The sequence below is a fragment of the Mangrovibacter plantisponsor genome (assembly GCF_003182475.1).
Taxonomy (GTDB): Bacteria; Pseudomonadota; Gammaproteobacteria; order Enterobacterales; family Enterobacteriaceae; genus Mangrovibacter; species Mangrovibacter plantisponsor.
In genome coordinates this window covers 277,110-293,875 of record NZ_QGTS01000004.1, presented here as the reverse complement: position 1 = coordinate 293,875, position 16,766 = coordinate 277,110, and the positions used below count along the sequence as shown (strand labels likewise).

The window sequence follows — 16,766 nt, the reverse complement described above, 5'->3', positions numbered from 1 at the left end:
AAGCGCGAGTTATTCCGTAAAGCGCCCCCAGGAAATTGTGACTGGCACTGGGTTTTTCTGCCAGCAGCGGCAAACTGGCAGCACAAGGAGAACATTGTGCTGCAATTACCCAAACTCAGTTTCTGGATCCTGGCAGGTATAAGCCCACTTCTTTGGTTACCTGTCATCCCACCACTCTGGTTTGCTCTCATACTGATTTGCGCTGGTGGGTGGGTGCTCTGCCGCGCTCGCTATATGGTGTGGCGTTATTGCGCCTGTGGTGCTTTGGCATTGAGTTGGGCGCTGGTTCATGCGCAATCTGCGTTAATTACCCTGGCCGAAATGAGTGGGAAGCGGGAGAGTATGGTGGTCCAAATTACCCGCACACAAGGAGAACGCCATCACGGTAAAATAGTGCAGTGGGGGGGCAAAAAAAGGCAGTTTCCACCAGGCGTTATACTGTATGGCAAGTTACCTGAGTCACAACTTTGCTCCGGCCAGCTTTGGCAAGTCAGCAGCACATTAAGAGCAGTGCATGGGCAATATAATGCGGGTGGTTACTCCCGGCAACGGGCGGCAATGGCAAGTGGATTTGTGTTATCGGGCCGAATGGCAGACGTTCAGCTTATCAACGCCTCTTGTTCACGGCGCGCAACGTTAATTCGCCGTGTAGAGCAACAGACTGCGCATTTAGCGTGGGATGCCGTCATTCACGCACTGGCTTTTGGCGAGCGCGGAAACATGCAGGCAGGTGTCAGGCAAATATTGCGGGAGACTGGAACCGCACATCTGATGGCGATATCCGGGTTACATATTGCACAGGCGGGGGGTGCTGGCTGGTTGTTGGCGCGGCTAATTCAGTTTTTCTTGCCAGCCCTCTGGATTCGCCCGTCTTTTCCCATTATTGCCAGTATCGCTTGTGCAGCAGGGTATACCTGGTTGAGTGGCGGCAACCCGCCCGCTGTACGCAGCCTTATTGCACTGGGCACCTGGGGGGGAATTCGCTTATACCAGCGCCAATGGGGCGCGTGGGATGTTCTGGTGGTGTGTCTTGCCTGTGTAGTGTTATTTGACCCACTCACACTGCTTTCCGACAGTTTTTGGCTATCAGCCTTTGCTGTCAGTGCACTTATTTTTTGGTGCCAGTGGTTACCTTTCTACGGGGTAAAAAAATACCGGGCAGCGCATTTTTGTGCTGCTCTGGTTCACCTGCAACTTGGGGCATGCCTGCTGTTATTGCCACTACAGGTTCCTTTATTCCACGGGATATCATTCACTTCGCTTCCTGCTAATCTTATTGCTGTACCCATGGTGACATTTCTGGTTGTCCCGCTGATTTTTCTTGGGGTTCTGGCTGATATTGTGCTGGCAAATAGTGTGCTGGCAAATAGTGTGCTGGCTCCAGGTTTGATATGGCAATGTGTGGATACATTGCTGGCTGCATTGTTCTGGGTGTTGGCCGGGCTGCCAAAAGGCTGGTTACCCGTGGACTGGCGGATGAGCACAATGTCCTTTCTGCCCTGGTGCATGCTGGTCATTATGCGATTTCACTGGTTACGAACTTCCCCGTTTACCTGTGCTGCGCTGGTCGCGGTGTTATGCGCGCCCTGGTGGTTGCGTCACCACCATAATGGCTGGCGGGTACATATGCTGGATATCGGCCACGGGCTGGCAATGGTTATTGAGCGTAACGGCTATGCTTTTCTGTATGACACGGGTAACCGGTGGGAAGGGGGGAATACCGGGCAGCAGGTCATTTTACCCTGGCTTGCCTGGCATAACCTGGTGCCAGAGGGTGTGGTTATCAGCCATGAGCATACGGACCATAATGGCGGGCTGGCGTCAATTCAGGCGCAATGGCCGGGGATAACCCAATGGCATAACACCCCGAGGGCCGGGGGGCGCCATTGTTATCAGGGCAAACAATGGCAATGGCAGGGGCTGTCTTTTGATGTTGTCTGGCCCCCATTACAATATCAGGGAAGCGAGAATAACCGCTCATGTGTTGTTCTTGTGAGTGATGGTATTCATCGGGTGTTGCTAACGGGAGACCTTGAGCTGCCAGCTGAATTATTGCTGACCAAACACCCGGCGTCCATGAAAGCTGATGTCGTGCAGGTGCCACACCATGGCAGCAAAAGCTCTTCCGGGATACGTTTTGTCGGGCGGGCTGAAGGCTCTGTGGCACTTGCGTCAGTTGCACGTTATAACCCATGGAATATGCCATCTCCTGCGGTTATTGAACGTTACCAGCAGCATAGCTACCAGTGGTACGACACCGCTTTGCATGGCCAGGTTAGTGTGAGCTTCTCATCAACAGGCTGGCGGATTTCTGCGCATCGGGCCCGCTTTTTCACCCCCTGGTATCAACGCTGGTTTGGCGTGAGGCCAGATAACAGGTAGAATATGCGGCTATTTCAACAAGTGCTGGTTAATATTGAATGCATATCGATAAAGATCTCTCCACCTTACAGACCTTCCGGCGGCTTTGGCCGATTATTGCTCCGTTCAAATTAGGTCTGATTGTGGCGGGTGTTGCGTTGGTGGCCAACGCGGCCAGCGATACTTTCATGTTATCGCTACTGAAACCACTGCTGGACGATGGTTTTGGTAAGACAGACCGTTCCGTGTTGATGTGGATGCCGCTGGTGGTCATTGGCCTGATGCTGCTTCGTGGTATCAGCAGTTATGTGTCCAGTTATTGTATTTCATGGGTTTCCGGTAAAGTGGTAATGAACATGCGCCGTCGTCTGTTCAACCATATGATGGGGATGCCCGTTTCCTTTTTTGATAAACAATCTACGGGCACATTGTTGTCGCGCATTACTTATGATTCGGAGCAGGTTGCTTCTTCATCATCCAGCGCGCTTATTACAGTGGTTCGTGAAGGGGCCTCCATTATTGGCCTGTTTATCATGATGTTTTACTACAGCTGGCAGTTATCCCTGATCCTCATTGTGCTGGCTCCTATTGTCTCCATGGCTATTCGTGTCGTCTCTAAGCGCTTTCGCAGTATCAGTAAAAGCATGCAGAACACTATGGGGCAGGTCACGACCAGCGCGGAGCAGATGCTGAAAGGGCATAAAGAAGTGCTGATCTTTGGTGGGCAACAGGTTGAACGCGAACGGTTTAATAAAGTCAGTAACCGTATGCGTCAGCAAGGGATGAAAATGGTTTCAGCATCGTCCATTTCAGACCCGTTGATTCAGCTAATCGCTTCCCTTGCTCTGGCCTTCGTTCTGTATGCGGCAAGTTTCCCAAGTGTTATGCAAAACCTGACTGCCGGGACTATCACCGTCGTGTTTTCTTCAATGATTGCACTGATGCGTCCGCTAAAATCCCTGACAAACGTGAACTCACAGTTTCAACGTGGGATGGCCGCCTGCCAGACACTGTTCTCCATTCTGGACAGTGAGCAGGAAAAAGACGACGGCACTAAAGTGATCGAGCGTTCAACTGGCGACATTGAATTCCGCAATGTGACCTTTACTTATCCAGGTCGTGATGTGCCTGCTTTGCGTGATATCAGCCTGACTATTCCATCTGGGAAAACGGTTGCACTGGTGGGGCGTTCTGGCTCTGGTAAGTCTACTATCGCCAGTTTAATCACGCGCTTTTACGATATCGACGATGGGCAAATCATAATTGACGGGCACGACATCCGTGAATATACCCTGGCATCATTGCGTGACCAGGTTGCGCTGGTTTCGCAGAATGTACATTTATTCAACGATACCATCGCCAATAATATTGCCTATGCCCGTTCCGGGCAGTACACCCGTGAAGATATCGAACAGGCTGCAAAAATGGCTTACGCGATGGATTTCATCAATAAGATGGACAACGGGCTGGATACGGTGATTGGCGAGAATGGCGTGTTACTCTCTGGTGGTCAGCGTCAGCGTATTGCTATTGCCAGGGCGCTGCTGCGCAATAGCCCAATACTGATTCTGGATGAAGCCACCTCTGCACTGGACACTGAATCTGAGCGGGCTATCCAGTCTGCACTGGATGAACTGCAGAAAAACCGTACCTCGCTGGTGATCGCACATCGCTTGTCTACTATTGAACAGGCAGATGAAATTATTGTGGTAGAAGACGGGCGCATTGTAGAACGCGGTGCACACCGTGTCCTGATCGAAAAAGCGGGTGTTTATGCTCAACTTCACCGGATGCAATTTGGCGAATGATTTCCCGTATCTGGTCTGGTGAATCACCACTCTGGCGGTTGTTGTTGCCACTATCCTGGCTATATGGGCTGGTAAGCTATTGCATCCGGCTCAGTTACCGCATTGGGCTGCGCAAAGTCTGGAAGGCCCCGGTACCTGTTGTAGTGGTGGGTAACCTGACTGCCGGGGGAAACGGTAAAACCCCGGTAGTGATATGGCTGGTGGAGCAATTGCAGCAACAGGGGATTTGCGTTGGCGTGGTGTCCCGGGGGTATGGTGGTAAATCTGCCCATTATCCTCTGCTTGTCGGCCCGGATACTGCAACAGCACAGGCGGGTGATGAACCGGTTCTGATTTATCAGCGCACCGGAGCGCCGGTTGCAGTAGCGCCACAGCGCAGTGAGGCAGTTAAATCTTTATTGGCCCGAAATCCGTCAGTCCAGGTTGTTGTGACCGATGACGGCCTGCAGCATTATGCGCTGGGGCGCGATAAAGAGATTGTGGTTGTCGACGGTGTGCGCCGCTTTGGCAATGGCTGGTGGCTGCCCGCAGGCCCGATGCGCGAACGCTCTTCCCGCCTGAAAACGGTGGATGCCGTTATTGTTAATGGTGGCCAGCCAAAGCCCGGGGAAATTGCCATGCAACTCGCTCCGGGTTTAGCTGTTAATCTGGTTACCGGGGAAGAAACGCCGGTAGCCACACTGGAAGATTTAGTGGCAATGGCCGGGATTGGTCACCCACCTCGCTTTTTTACCACACTTGAACAGCAGGGGGCGGAACTGGTAAAACGTGTTTCACTCCCGGATCACCAGGCGCTTAACCGTGAGCAGGTCGAAAGTATACAGGGTAGCCACCAGCATCTGATCATGACTGAAAAAGATGCCGTGAAATGCCGTCATTTTGCCCAGGGCAATTGGTGGTACTTGCCGGTTGATGCGCAAATGCACGGACCTGGTGCTGGCAAACTTCTGCAGGAGATAATTAAGCTGGCATCCTGAAGGTAGTCGCCATCTTCTGACTAATAAGGAGCGATATGTCTCAGGTCTATCTTTCCCGTAAAGCAGCCCGCAATTTGCACCTTGCCGCTCAAGGGTTGCTGAAAAAGCCACGTAAGCGTGCAGTTCCTGCTGATATTCTCACAACCATTCGCCAAATGGCCTTGCTCCAGATAGATACGATTAATATTGTTGCCCGCAGTCCGTGGATTGTGCTGTTCAGCAGGTTAGGGAGTTTCCCATTCCCCTGGCTTGAAGAGTCACTGTCCCGCGGTGAGTTGATTGAATACTGGGCACATGAGGCCTGTTTCTTGCCGAAAGAAGACTTTGCACTGATACGTCACCGGATGCTTAACCCACATAAGATGGGCTGGAAGTATTCCGCTGAGTGGATGGCAACCCATGAGCAGGAGATTGCTGAGCTACTGGCGTGGATGGCTGAAAATGGTCCCGTCCGTGCTGCTGATTTTGCTCACCCCAGGCCCGGGCAAAGCGGGTGGTGGGAGTGGAAACCACACAAGCGGCACCTGGAAGGTTTATTCACTGCCGGGAAAGTGATGGTGGCGTCACGCCATAATTTCCAGCGGGTCTATGACCTGACACACAGAATCATGCCCGGGTGGGATGATGCGCAACATGGCTTAACCCAAAGTGAAGCCGAAAGTGTGATGCTGTCACGTAGTGCCCGGTGTCTCGGTATTTTTAAACCGGCCTGGCTTGCCGATTACTACCGGCTTAAAAATATTCAGGCAAACACAGTAACAGACCGCTGGCTGGGTGAGCAGGCGGTTACGCAAGTTGAAGTGGAAGACCTCGGAACCATGTGGCTTGATAACAGCCTGCTGCCCCTGTTGCCTCAGGCTGAACAGGATACCCTTAATGCCACTCACTCAACGGTATTATCTCCATTTGACCCGGTAGTGTGGGACCGGCGTCGGGCCTCACAGTTATTCCAGTTTGAATACCGGCTTGAATGCTATACACCTGCACCAAAAAGACAGTACGGTTATTTCGTACTGCCTGTCTTGCACCGTGGGCAGATTGTCGGGCGCATGGATGCCAAAATGCACCGCAAAACTGGCGTGCTGGAAGTGATGGCTCTGTGGCTGGAAGAGGGGGTTCGCAGTAGCCAGCACCTGGAACAGGGTGTCTGGCAGGCATTGGTTGATTTTGCCAATTGGCAAGGAGCGACACAGATAACTCTTGGCCAGGTGCCGCCAGCGCTTGCCAGCCTGAAAACGCGGAACATGCAAACCAACTAACCTTCAAAGCCAATTATGGTATGCTGAGCGTAATTTTTCGGATCCATGACGGAGGAAATATGGATCACCGTTTGCTTGAAATCATTGCCTGCCCGGTTTGCCAGGGCAAACTCTATTTTAATCAGGAAAAGCATACCCTTATTTGTAAAGTGGATGGCCTGGTTTTCCCAATTGATGAAGGTATCCCTGTCTTGCTCGAAACAGCAGCGCATCCGTTGGAAAATGATGAGGCGGGTGTATGAGTTTTGTCGTGATTATCCCTGCGCGTTATGCTTCCAGCCGTTTGCCTGGCAAGCCGCTGGTTGATATTGCGGGCAAACCTATGGTGGTAAGGGTGCTGGAGCAGGCGCGGTTATCGGGTGCTGAACGGGTTATTGTTGCGACTGATCACGCGGATGTTGCCGCAGCTGTGCAGGCGGCTGGTGGTGAAGTTTGCATGACCCGTGTTGATCATCACTCCGGAACTGAACGTCTGGCTGAAGTTATCGAGAAATGCGCATTTGCTGATGATACCGTTATTGTCAATGTGCAGGGCGATGAACCGCTGATCCCACCAGTGATTATCCGCCAGGTTGCGGATAACCTGGCCGACAGTGGTGTAGGTATGGCGACACTCGCGGTACCTGTTGATTCAGCAGAGGAAGCCTTTAATCCCAATGCAGTGAAAGTGGTGATGGATGCCAAAGGGCATGCGCTCTATTTCTCTCGCGCGACGATTCCCTGGGATCGTGACCGTTTTGCTCAGTCTAAGGAGAGCATTGGCGACAGCTTTTTACGCCATATCGGTATTTATGCCTACCGTGCCGGGTTTATTCGCCGCTATGTAACCTGGGAACCATCGCAACTGGAAAATATCGAAATGCTCGAGCAACTACGGGTGCTGTGGTATGGCGAGAAAATTCATGTTGCGGTTGCTAAAGAAGTACCGGGAACGGGTGTTGATACACCAAAAGATTTAGAACATGTGCGGGCTGTATTCCGCCAGTGATTATTTCGTGGCGGTATTCGCCGCCACGCCACAATATAAATTCCCTATGCAATACAATCCTTTCAAATTTTCCCCTCTTTTCTGCGCGTAAATTGATCTGGAAAAGTGACATCCCTGTTTGTGGCGCTCATTATTACTACAGTGGTTTTTCAATGGGCAGGTCAATATGCAGCAATTACGTGCAGAATTAAGCCATCTGTTAGGTGAACGGTTAAGTCGCATTGAATGTATCAGTGAAAAGCCAGATACCGCTCTGTGGTCACTTTACGACAGCTCTGGCAATGCCTTGCCGTTGCTGGCGAAAAGTTACAGCTCGCCGGGGATGGCTGCGCAGATGGCAAGTAAAATCTCTTTGTTAGCCCGCACAGGTACGGTTCGCATGCCTGTGGTTTACGGTATCATTTCTCACGAAGAACAACCTGGCCCGGATGTTCTCCTGATGGAGCGGTTAAGGGGAATGCCAGTTGAAGCGCCTACCCGCACACCAGAGCGCTGGGCGCAGTTAAAAGACCAAATTGTTGAAGGACTACTGGCGTGGCACCGGCAGGACAGCCGGGGTTGTGTCGGTACGGTAGATAACACCCAGGAAAACCACTGGCCTTCCTGGTATCGCCAGCGTATTGAAGTGCTATGGAGCACACTGAATCAGTTTACCAATACCGGCCTGAGTATGCAGGACAAAGCAATTCTACTGCGCACCAAAGAAAATTTACCCGGGCTGTTTGCTGGCTTTACTGATAACTGTGTGCTGGTGCATGGCAATTTCACGTTGCGCAGTATGCTGAAAGATTCAAGAACGGACCAGCTACTGGCGATTCTTAATCCTGGCATCATGCTGTGGGCACCGCGTGAATTTGAGTTATTCCGCCTCAATGAATCCGGGCTGTCGGAAAGTTTATTCTGGCATTACCAGCAAAAGGCCCCTGTGGACGAGGCCTTTCTGTGGCGCCGCTGGCTGTATGTGCTGTGGGATGAAGTCAGCCAGTTACTCAGCACTGGCCGTATGAACCGGGTAGCTTTTGATAAAGCCCGTAAAGAACTATTGCCCTGGGTGACCTGAAAACTTAAGCCATTGCCAGATGCGGCCTAAAGTTTCATAGGCGGCACGGTCGCTGTGCATCAACCATAATGGTGATGGAATGATTTTCTCCCACGGGTTCAGGTCTGCGCTGATAGCCATTTGGTTAGCTGGTGCGGGTTGTGGATTCAGCCCTTGCTGGTGAAAGAAAATCACGGCTCGTGGCAGGTGTGATGCCGAGCTTATCAAAATAAAAGGCTGTTGGCCGATAGCCTTTTTCACTGCCGCCGCTTCCTCTTGAGTATCTTTCGGTTGGTCCAGCGTCATAATATGGCTGCGTGGCACACCCAGGCTTTGGGCAACACGAGCGCCTGCTTCTGCTGTGCTCACCGGGTTTCCTTGCGCGGGTGCTCCGGTAAATATCAGCGTCGCCTGTGGGTTTTTTAACCACAACCTGACGCCTTCAGTTACCCTTGGCAGGCTGTTATTAATCAGATTCGAACTGGGGGCCCACTTCGGGTCCCAGGTATAACCCCCACCAAGCACCACAATGTACTGGACGTTCACCGGGCCTTGCCACGTCGGCCAGGTGGTTTCCAGAGGGCGCAATAACCGGTCGGCCACCGGTTGCAGGCTCAGTAACAATAACCCAGCCCAGCCCACAGTCATGATGACCTTTCCTGCTTTTTGCCAACGAGTGAACCACAGCAAAATGAGTGACAGTGCCATTAAGCAAAGAACCAGCGGCAGGGGTAACAACATGCCGCCAATGAATTTTTTAAGGGTAAAAAGCATTATTCTGCATCCTTTTTGACCATATAACCGTTGATCAGGAATGATCTTACACCAGAGAGCTTCAATATCCTTGTAGCTGTGACAAAATAAGGGTTTTGCCATTTGCCCGTTTAGCGGAAGGAAGTGAGTTCGTGTCAGATCGTAACTTCGATGACATCGCGGAGAAATTCTCACGCAACATCTATGGCACCAGTAAAGGCCGCTTACGGCAGGCGATTCTTTGGCAGGATCTGGACTGCATTCTGCAAGGGTTTGGCACGCGCAAATTGCGCATACTGGACGCGGGCGGTGGATTAGGGCAAACAGCCTGTAAACTGGCAGCAATGGGCCATGAAGTGCTGTTGTGCGACCTTTCCGGTGAAATGATTAGCCGGGCTCAGGCACTTGCTCTGGAGCAAGGTGTGAGCGGTAACATGCATTTTGTACAATCCGCGGTGCAACAGGTGCGCGAACATTTGGATTCCCCGGTTGATCTGATATTGTTTCATGCTGTTCTTGAATGGATAGATGAACCCGAACAGGTTCTGGCGAAACTGTGGGAATGCCTGGCTCCTGGCGGGGTGCTTTCGCTGATGTTTTATAACGCTAATGGTTTACTGATGCATAACATGGTCGCTGGTAATTTTGCCTATGTGGCGGCGGGTATGCCAAAACGTAAAAAGCGCACACTTTCGCCAGATCATCCATTAAAGCCAGAGAACGTTTACCTCTGGCTGGAGCAAATTGGCTGGAGAATTACCCGTAAAACCGGTGTGCGGGTATTTCATGATTACTTGCGGGAAAAACACCAGCAGCAAGACTGTTTTGAAGAACTGCTGGAGCTGGAAACTCGCTTTTGTCGTCAGGAGCCCTGGGTGAGCCTTGGGCGGTATATTCATGTGACGGCACAAAAGCCAGAAAGCCAAGGATAAACTATGAGTGAATTTTCCCAGACAGTACCTGAACTGGTTGCCTGGGCCAGAAAGAATGACTTTTCAATTTCACTGCCTGTCGACAGGCTGGCTTTTTTGCTGGCTGTCGCCACACTCAATGGCGAGCGGCTGGAAGGAGAAATGAGTGAAGGTGAGCTGGTTGATGCGTTTCGTTATGTGAGCGAAGCTTTTGAGCAGGCCAGTGAAACCGTCGTCATGCGCGCAAACAATGCCATTAATGATATGGTCCGCCAGCGTTTAATCAACCGCTTTACCAGCGAGCAGGCAGAAGGCAATGCCATCTACCGCCTGACGCCCCTGGGGATAGGCATTACCGATTATTATATCCGCCAGCGTGAGTTTTCTACGTTGCGGTTGTCTATGCAATTGTCCATTGTTGCCGGGGAGCTCAAACGTGCGGCTGATGCTGCAGATGAAGGTGGCGACGAGTTCCACTGGCACCGTAATGTGTTTGCGCCACTGAAATACTCTGTGGCGGAAATTTTCGACAGCATTGATTTAACCCAGCGCATTATGGATGAGCAACAACAGCAGGTGAAAGATGACATCGCTCAGTTGCTGAACAAGGACTGGCGCGCAGCAATTTCCAGTTGTGAGCTGCTGTTGTCTGAAACATCCGGTACGTTACGGGAATTGCAGGATACGCTGGAAGCTGCGGGCGATAAACTACAGGCGAATTTGCTGCAGATCCAGGATGCCATTCTTGGGCAGGATGACCTGGGTTTTATCGAACGCTTAATCTTCGATTTACAGAGCAAGCTGGACCGTATCGTCAGCTGGGGTCAACAGGCGATTGATTTATGGATAGGCTATGACCGTCATATCCATAAATTTATTCGTACAGCTATCGATATGGATAAAAACCGGGTGTTTGCCCAGCGTTTGCGCCAGTCGGTACAAAATTACTTCGATGCACCCTGGGCGCTGACTTACGCCAACGCAGACCGTTTATTCGATATGCGTGATGAGGAGATGTCCTTGCGGGATGACGAGGTCATGGGGGAATTACCCGTTGACCTTGAATTTGAAGAGTTTAATGAAATACGTGAGCAACTGGCCGCGATGATTGAGCAGTCCCTGCAGGTCTACAAAACCAGAAATCTTCCACTGGATCTCGGCGTGGTGATGCGTGAATATCTGGCGCAATATCCGCGGGCGCGGCATTTTGATGTCGCCCGTATCGTGGTCGACCAGGCTGTACGGCTGGGTATAGCAGAAGCGGATTTCACTGGGCTTCCCGCTCAGTGGCAACTTATTAATGATTACGGAGCCAGGGTACAGGCGCATGTCATCAACAAATATTGAACAAACAATGCCGGTAAAACTGGCGCAGGCGATTGCCAACCCACTGTTCCCGGCCCTTGACAGCCAATTACGTTCTGGCCGTCATATTGGTCTTGATGAACTGGATAATCACGCCTTTTTAATGGATTTTCAGGAAGAACTTGAACTGTTCTATATTCGTTATAACGTAGAGCTTATTCGTGCCCCTGAAGGTTTCTTTTATCTCCGTCCCCGGTCAACAACCCTTATACCTCGCTCCGTGCTTTCCGAGCTGGACATGATGGTAGGGAAAATCCTCTGTTACCTTTATTTGAGCCCGGAGCGCCTGGCGAATGAAGGGATTTTTACCCAACAGGAACTGTACGACGAGCTACTGTCACTGGCAGATGAAAGCAAATTACTGAAGCTGGTGAACAACCGCTCGACCGGCTCCGACCTGGATCGCCAGAAGCTGCAGGAAAAAGTGCGCTCCTCGCTCAACCGCCTGAGAAGGCTGGGAATGATTTGGTTCCTCGGCCATGACAGCAGCAAATTCCGTATATCTGAGTCTGTTTTCCGCTTTGGTGCCGATGTCCGTGCCGGCGATGATGCGCGCGAGGCGCAATTGCGCATGATTCGCGACGGAGAGGCTATGCCAGTAGAGCAGAGCCTGCAGCTTAATGATGAACAGGAAGACAATAATAATCAGGATACAGCGGAGGATGAACAGGAATGATTGAACGCGGGAAGTTTCGTTCGCTAACACTGATTAACTGGAATGGTTTCTTTGCCAGAACCTTTGACCTGGATGAGCTGGTTACTACGCTTTCTGGGGGGAACGGTGCCGGGAAATCAACCACGATGGCAGCTTTTGTCACGGCGCTTATCCCTGATCTGACACTGCTGCATTTTCGTAATACAACCGAAGCTGGTGCGACATCAGGTTCTCGTGATAAAGGCCTGCACGGTAAACTCAAAGCTGGCGTCTGCTACTCCTTTCTGGATGTTGTGAACTCGCGTCATCAGCGTGTGCTGGTGGGTGTACGTTTGCAGCAGGTTGCCGGGCGCGATCGCAAAGTTGACATCAAACCTTTTGCCATTCAGGGCCTGCCAATGGCCGTTCAGCCAACTCAACTGGTGACTGAGGCGCTTAATGCCCGCCAGGCCAGGGTGCTGACTTTGCAGGAACTGAAAGAAAAAACCGAAGCCATGGAAGGGGTGCAGTTCAGGCAGTTCAGTTCCATTACCGATTACCATGCACTCATGTTTGACTTGGGCGTTGTGGCACGTCGCCTGCGCTCTGCTTCTGACCGTAGCAAATATTATCGCCTGATTGAGGCCTCACTCTACGGTGGGATCTCCAGCGCTATTACTCGTTCATTGCGTGATTACCTGTTGCCGGAAAACAGCGGGGTACGTAAAGCATTTCAGGATATGGAAGCCGCTTTGCGCGAAAACCGTATGACGCTGGAAGCTATTCGGGTAACGCAGTCTGACCGTGATTTGTTTAAGCACTTAATTTCCGAAGCGACAGATTACGTGGCTGCGGATTACATGCGCCATGCCAATGAGCGTCGCATTCACCTTGACCAGGCCTTAGCCACACGCCAGGAGTTATTCACCAGCCGTAAACAACTGGCAACCGAGCAGTATCGCCATGTAGAAATGGCACGTGAACTGGCAGAGCAGGCAGGGGCTGAAGGGGATCTGGAAGCTGATTACCAGGCGGCAAGTGATCACCTGAATCTGGTGCAGACCGCATTACGCCAGCAAGAGAAAATTGAGCGTTATGAGGCAGATCTCGAAGAGCTGCAAATTCGCCTGGAAGAACAAAACGAGGTGGTGGCCGAAGCTCAGGATCAGCATGAGGAGCACGAAGCGCGGGCCGAAGCAGCAGAGCTGGAGGTGGATGAACTCAAAAACCAGTTGGCCGATTACCAGCAAGCGCTTGATGTTCAGCAAACTCGTGCTTTGCAGTATCAACAGGCGTTGCAGGCCCTGAACCGTGCCCGTGAACTGTGCAGTCTGCCTGATTTAACCGTTGACAGCGCGGATGAATGGCTTGATACCTTCCAGGCTAAAGAGCAGGAAGGAACTGAAACGCTGCTGTCTCTGGAGCAGAAAATGCGCGTTTCACAAACGGCGCATGCGCAGTTTGAAGAAGCCTGGAAACTGGTTTGTGCTATTAGCGGGCCGGTGAGCCGTAGTGATGCCTGGCAGGTTGCCCGTGATTTATTGCGTGACGCTGCAGACCAGCGCTACCAGGCCGAGCAAGTTCCGGCACTGCGTATGCGGTTGTCTGAACTGGAACAGCGCCTGCGTGAACAGCAGGATGCTGAACGCCTGCTGGCAGAATTCAGCCGCCAGCAAGGACGTGAGGTGTTACCGGAAGAACTGGAAACCTGGCGGGAAGAATTCGAAGCCAAAATTGCCAGTTTGTCTGAGCGTGTATCTCAGGCCAGTGAAGAGCGTTCTTCTCTGCGCCAGGAGCATGAACAACTCCAGCAGAAAATCCAGTTATTGACGCAGCGAGCGCCAGTGTGGCTCGCCGCACAAAGCAGCCTGAACCAGTTATCCGAACAAAGCGGGGAAGAATTTACTTCCGGCCAGGAGATAACTGAGCACCTTCAGCAACTGCTGGAACGTGAACGGGAAAACATCGTTGAACGTGATTCTGTTTCCGCTCGCAAACAGGCAGTAGATGACGAAATCGAACGCCTGAGCCAGCCAGGTGGTGCTGAAGACGCGCGCCTTAATGCTCTGGCTGAGCGTTTTGGCGGCGTATTGCTTTCAGAGATTTATGATGATGTAGGGCTGGACGACGCCCCTTACTTCTCTGCGCTTTACGGGCCTTCCCGTCATGCCATTGTGGTACCAGAATTATCGCGGGTACGTGAATATCTGGATGGTCTTGAAGACTGCCCGGAAGATTTGTACCTGATTGAAGGTGACCCACAGTCATTTGACGACAGCGTCTTCAGTGTCGAAGAGCTGGAAAAAGCGGTGGTGGTGAAAATTGCCGACCGCCAGTGGCGCTATTCTCGCTTTCCTTCTGTGCCGTTGTTTGGCCGCGCTGCACGTGAAAGCCGTATTGAAAATCTGCATGCGGAACGTGAAGAACTGGCCGAAAAATTCGCCACACTCTCTTTTGATGTGCAGAAAACGCAGCGCCTGCATCAGGCATTCAGCCGGTTTATCGGCCAGCATTTATCGGTTGCGTTTGATGATGACCCGGAAGCCGCTATTCGCCAGTTGAATACGCGCCGCAGCGAAATTGAACGCACCCTGTCGCAGCATGAGAGTGACAACCAGCAGCAGAAAACCCAGTATGAACAGGCGCGCGAAGGTGTCGCACTGCTTAACCGCTTGTTACCCCGGGCTAACCTGTTAGGTGATGAAACCCTCGCTGACCGTGTTGAAGAGATTCAGGCGCAAGTTGACGAAGCACAGGAGGCCGCCCGCTATTTACAGCAACATGGCAGCCAACTGGCACGCCTGGAACCTGTTGCCAGCGTACTGCAAAGTGACCCTGAACAATTTGAGCAACTGAAGAGTGACTACGAGAACGCCAAACGCACTCAAACAGAAGCACGCCAGCAAGCCTTTGCTCTGGCTGAGGTGGTGCAACGCCGGGCTCACTTTAGTTACTCTGATGCCGTTGAAATCCTCAGTGGCAATTCCGACTTAAATGAAAAATTGCGCCAGCGCCTTGAGCAGGCAGAATCTGAACGCAGCCGTAGCCGTGAAGCATTACGCAGCCATGGCGCACAGCTTAATCAGTACCACCAGGTTCTGGCGTCACTGAAAAGTTCATGGGAAACCAAAAATGAACTGCTGAGTGATCTCCATAAAGAACTGCAGGACATCGGTGTCAGGGCAGATGCCGGTGCAGAAGAGCGTGCCCGAACTCGCCGTGATGAATTGCATAACCAGTTGTCTGGCAACCGTTCACGCCGTAATCAGTTGGAAAAACAACTGACTTTCTGTGAAGCCGAAATGGATAACCTGACCCGGGCGTTACGCCGCCTGGAGCGCAGTTACCATGAGATTCGTGAACAGGTCGTGACTGCGAAAGCAGGCTGGTGTGCGGTGATGCGCCTGGTGAAAGAAAACGGTGTTGAACGCCGGTTACATCGTCGTGAACTGGCTTATTTGAGTGGTGACGAATTGCGTTCAATGTCGGATAAAGCACTGGGGGCATTGCGCCAGGCGGTAGCCGATAACGAACACCTGCGGGATGTGTTGCGCCTGTCAGAAGATCCGAAGCGCCCGGAACGCAAGATCCAGTTCTTTGTGGCGGTGTACCAGCACCTGCGTGAGCGTATCCGTCAGGATATTATTCGCACTGATGACCCGGTCGAAGCCATTGAACAAATGGAAATTGAGCTGAGCAGGCTGACAGAGGAACTGACCTCCCGTGAGCAGAAACTGGCAATCAGTTCTCGTAGTGTGGCTAACATTATTCGCAAGACGATTCAGCGTGAGCAGAACCGTATTCGTATGCTTAACCAGGGGCTGCAGAGTGTCTCTTTCGGTCAGGTTAACAGCGTTCGGCTTAATGTGAATATCCGTGAAGCACATGCCACACTGCTGGATGTGCTTTCCGAGCAGCATGAGCAACACCAGGATCTGTTTAACAGCCAGCGCCTGACCTTCTCTGAAGCACTGGCAAAACTCTATCAGCGCCTTAACCCGCAAATAGACATGGGGCAACGCACACCGCAAACCATTGGTGAAGAGTTGCTGGATTACCGTAACTATCTCGATATGGAAGTGGAAGTTAACCGTGGCTCTGACGGTTGGCTGCGTGCGGAAAGTGGTGCACTGTCAACGGGTGAAGCAATTGGTACCGGGATGTCCATCCTTGTGATGGTGGTTCAGAGCTGGGAAGATGAGTCACGCCGCCTGCGTGGGAAAGATATTTCACCTTGCCGGTTGTTGTTCCTTGATGAAGCAGCACGTCTGGATGCGAAGTCAATTGCGACTCTGTTTGAATTGTGTGAACGCCTTGAAATGCAGCTTATTATTGCTGCACCGGAAAATATCAGCCCGGAAAAAGGCACCACCTATAAACTGATGCGTAAAGTGACTGCTCAGGGCGAACATGTGCATGTGGTTGGGCTGCGCGGTTTTGCTCCGCCATTAGCGGAAGCCGGCCAGGATGCAGCACCGGCAGCATCCGATGCCTCCTGATTAAATACCAAACAAACAACGGGCTGCGGCCCGTTTTTTGTTTCACATGCAGAACACCAGTACGGTATCTCTGCCGACTGATATATTTTTGATTTATCTTAATGCATTAAAAAACGCTGCCATTAGGGCTCTGTTTAACTACCTTTACAAATCAGGGCGACAAGCCGCCTGT

The 16,766-nt window shown here is 51.8% G+C and carries 12 protein-coding genes; 11 read left to right on the top strand and 1 reads right to left on the bottom strand.

Features of this window, described 5'->3' with window-relative positions; translation table 11 throughout:
* Positions 1-96: 96 nt before the first annotated feature.
* From DES37_RS08310 to DES37_RS08280, 7 genes are all read left to right on the top strand, one after another.
* On the top strand, positions 97-2,382 hold the full coding sequence (locus DES37_RS08310) for a DNA internalization-related competence protein ComEC/Rec2 (protein ID WP_110025503.1): 2,286 nt from the start codon (positions 97-99) through the stop codon (positions 2,380-2,382).
* Between the two features lie 38 nt (positions 2,383-2,420).
* Positions 2,421-4,169 carry a lipid A ABC transporter ATP-binding protein/permease MsbA gene (gene msbA, locus DES37_RS08305; RefSeq protein ID WP_110025502.1) on the top strand — a complete coding sequence of 583 codons (1,749 nt, stop codon included), beginning with the start codon at positions 2,421-2,423 and terminating at the stop codon, positions 4,167-4,169.
* The gene (lpxK, locus tag DES37_RS08300; protein WP_110025501.1) at positions 4,166-5,146 is read left to right on the top strand and encodes a tetraacyldisaccharide 4'-kinase; all 981 of its coding nucleotides are present in this window, start codon (positions 4,166-4,168) and stop codon (positions 5,144-5,146) included. Before msbA ends, lpxK begins: the two co-directional genes overlap by 4 nt.
* A 35-nt stretch (positions 5,147-5,181) precedes the next feature.
* On the top strand, positions 5,182-6,405 hold the full coding sequence (locus tag DES37_RS08295; RefSeq protein WP_110025500.1) for a winged helix-turn-helix domain-containing protein: 1,224 nt from the start codon (positions 5,182-5,184) through the stop codon (positions 6,403-6,405).
* Positions 6,406-6,464: 59 nt separating this feature from the next.
* The gene (locus tag DES37_RS08290) at positions 6,465-6,647 is read left to right on the top strand and encodes a Trm112 family protein (RefSeq protein ID WP_036107787.1); all 183 of its coding nucleotides are present in this window, start codon (positions 6,465-6,467) and stop codon (positions 6,645-6,647) included.
* Entirely contained in the window at positions 6,644-7,393 is a 750-nt protein-coding gene (kdsB, locus tag DES37_RS08285; protein WP_110025499.1) for a 3-deoxy-manno-octulosonate cytidylyltransferase, read from the top strand. Before DES37_RS08290 ends, kdsB begins: the two co-directional genes overlap by 4 nt.
* Before the next feature lie 166 nt (positions 7,394-7,559).
* On the top strand, positions 7,560-8,453 hold the full coding sequence (locus tag DES37_RS08280; RefSeq protein ID WP_036108718.1) for a YcbJ family phosphotransferase: 894 nt from the start codon (positions 7,560-7,562) through the stop codon (positions 8,451-8,453).
* On the opposite strand, the gene elyC is transcribed toward DES37_RS08280, so the two are convergent.
* Positions 8,433-9,206, bottom strand: coding sequence for an envelope biogenesis factor ElyC (gene elyC, locus DES37_RS08275; protein WP_110025498.1), 774 nt, complete (start codon positions 9,204-9,206; stop codon positions 8,433-8,435). The two genes, DES37_RS08280 and elyC, sit on opposite strands and share 21 nt — an antisense overlap.
* Before the next feature lie 131 nt (positions 9,207-9,337).
* Between elyC and cmoM the strand changes: the two genes are divergently transcribed.
* Genes cmoM through mukB form a run of 4 tightly spaced genes read left to right on the top strand, consistent with a single transcriptional unit; the run spans position 9,338 to position 16,594 of the window.
* Positions 9,338-10,117 (top strand): tRNA uridine 5-oxyacetic acid(34) methyltransferase CmoM, encoded by a 780-nt coding sequence (gene cmoM, locus DES37_RS08270; RefSeq protein ID WP_110025497.1) that lies wholly within the window; start codon positions 9,338-9,340, stop codon positions 10,115-10,117.
* Positions 10,118-10,120: 3 nt separating this feature from the next.
* Positions 10,121-11,443 (top strand): chromosome partition protein MukF, encoded by a 1,323-nt coding sequence (mukF, locus tag DES37_RS08265; protein ID WP_036107800.1) that lies wholly within the window; start codon positions 10,121-10,123, stop codon positions 11,441-11,443.
* A complete protein-coding gene (mukE, locus tag DES37_RS08260; protein ID WP_072006933.1) occupies positions 11,424-12,137 on the top strand; it encodes a chromosome partition protein MukE in 714 nt (237 codons plus the stop codon). Before mukF ends, mukE begins: the two co-directional genes overlap by 20 nt.
* Complete coding sequence (gene mukB, locus DES37_RS08255; RefSeq protein WP_110025496.1) at positions 12,134-16,594, top strand: chromosome partition protein MukB; 4,461 nt, start codon at positions 12,134-12,136, stop codon at positions 16,592-16,594. Before mukE ends, mukB begins: the two co-directional genes overlap by 4 nt.
* Positions 16,595-16,766 lie beyond the last annotated feature (172 nt).

Coding starts and splice junctions, on each gene's coding strand:
- msbA (WP_110025502.1), top strand. CDS start 2,421: ATGCATATCGATAAAGATCTCTCCACCTTACAGACCTTCCGGCGGCTT.
- lpxK (WP_110025501.1), top strand. CDS start 4,166: ATGATTTCCCGTATCTGGTCTGGTGAATCACCACTCTGGCGGTTGTTG.
- DES37_RS08295 (WP_110025500.1), top strand. CDS start 5,182: ATGTCTCAGGTCTATCTTTCCCGTAAAGCAGCCCGCAATTTGCACCTT.
- DES37_RS08290 (WP_036107787.1), top strand. CDS start 6,465: ATGGATCACCGTTTGCTTGAAATCATTGCCTGCCCGGTTTGCCAGGGC.
- kdsB (WP_110025499.1), top strand. CDS start 6,644: ATGAGTTTTGTCGTGATTATCCCTGCGCGTTATGCTTCCAGCCGTTTG.
- DES37_RS08280 (WP_036108718.1), top strand. CDS start 7,560: ATGCAGCAATTACGTGCAGAATTAAGCCATCTGTTAGGTGAACGGTTA.
- elyC (WP_110025498.1), bottom strand. CDS start 9,206: ATGCTTTTTACCCTTAAAAAATTCATTGGCGGCATGTTGTTACCCCTG.
- mukF (WP_036107800.1), top strand. CDS start 10,121: ATGAGTGAATTTTCCCAGACAGTACCTGAACTGGTTGCCTGGGCCAGA.
- mukE (WP_072006933.1), top strand. CDS start 11,424: ATGTCATCAACAAATATTGAACAAACAATGCCGGTAAAACTGGCGCAG.
- mukB (WP_110025496.1), top strand. CDS start 12,134: ATGATTGAACGCGGGAAGTTTCGTTCGCTAACACTGATTAACTGGAAT.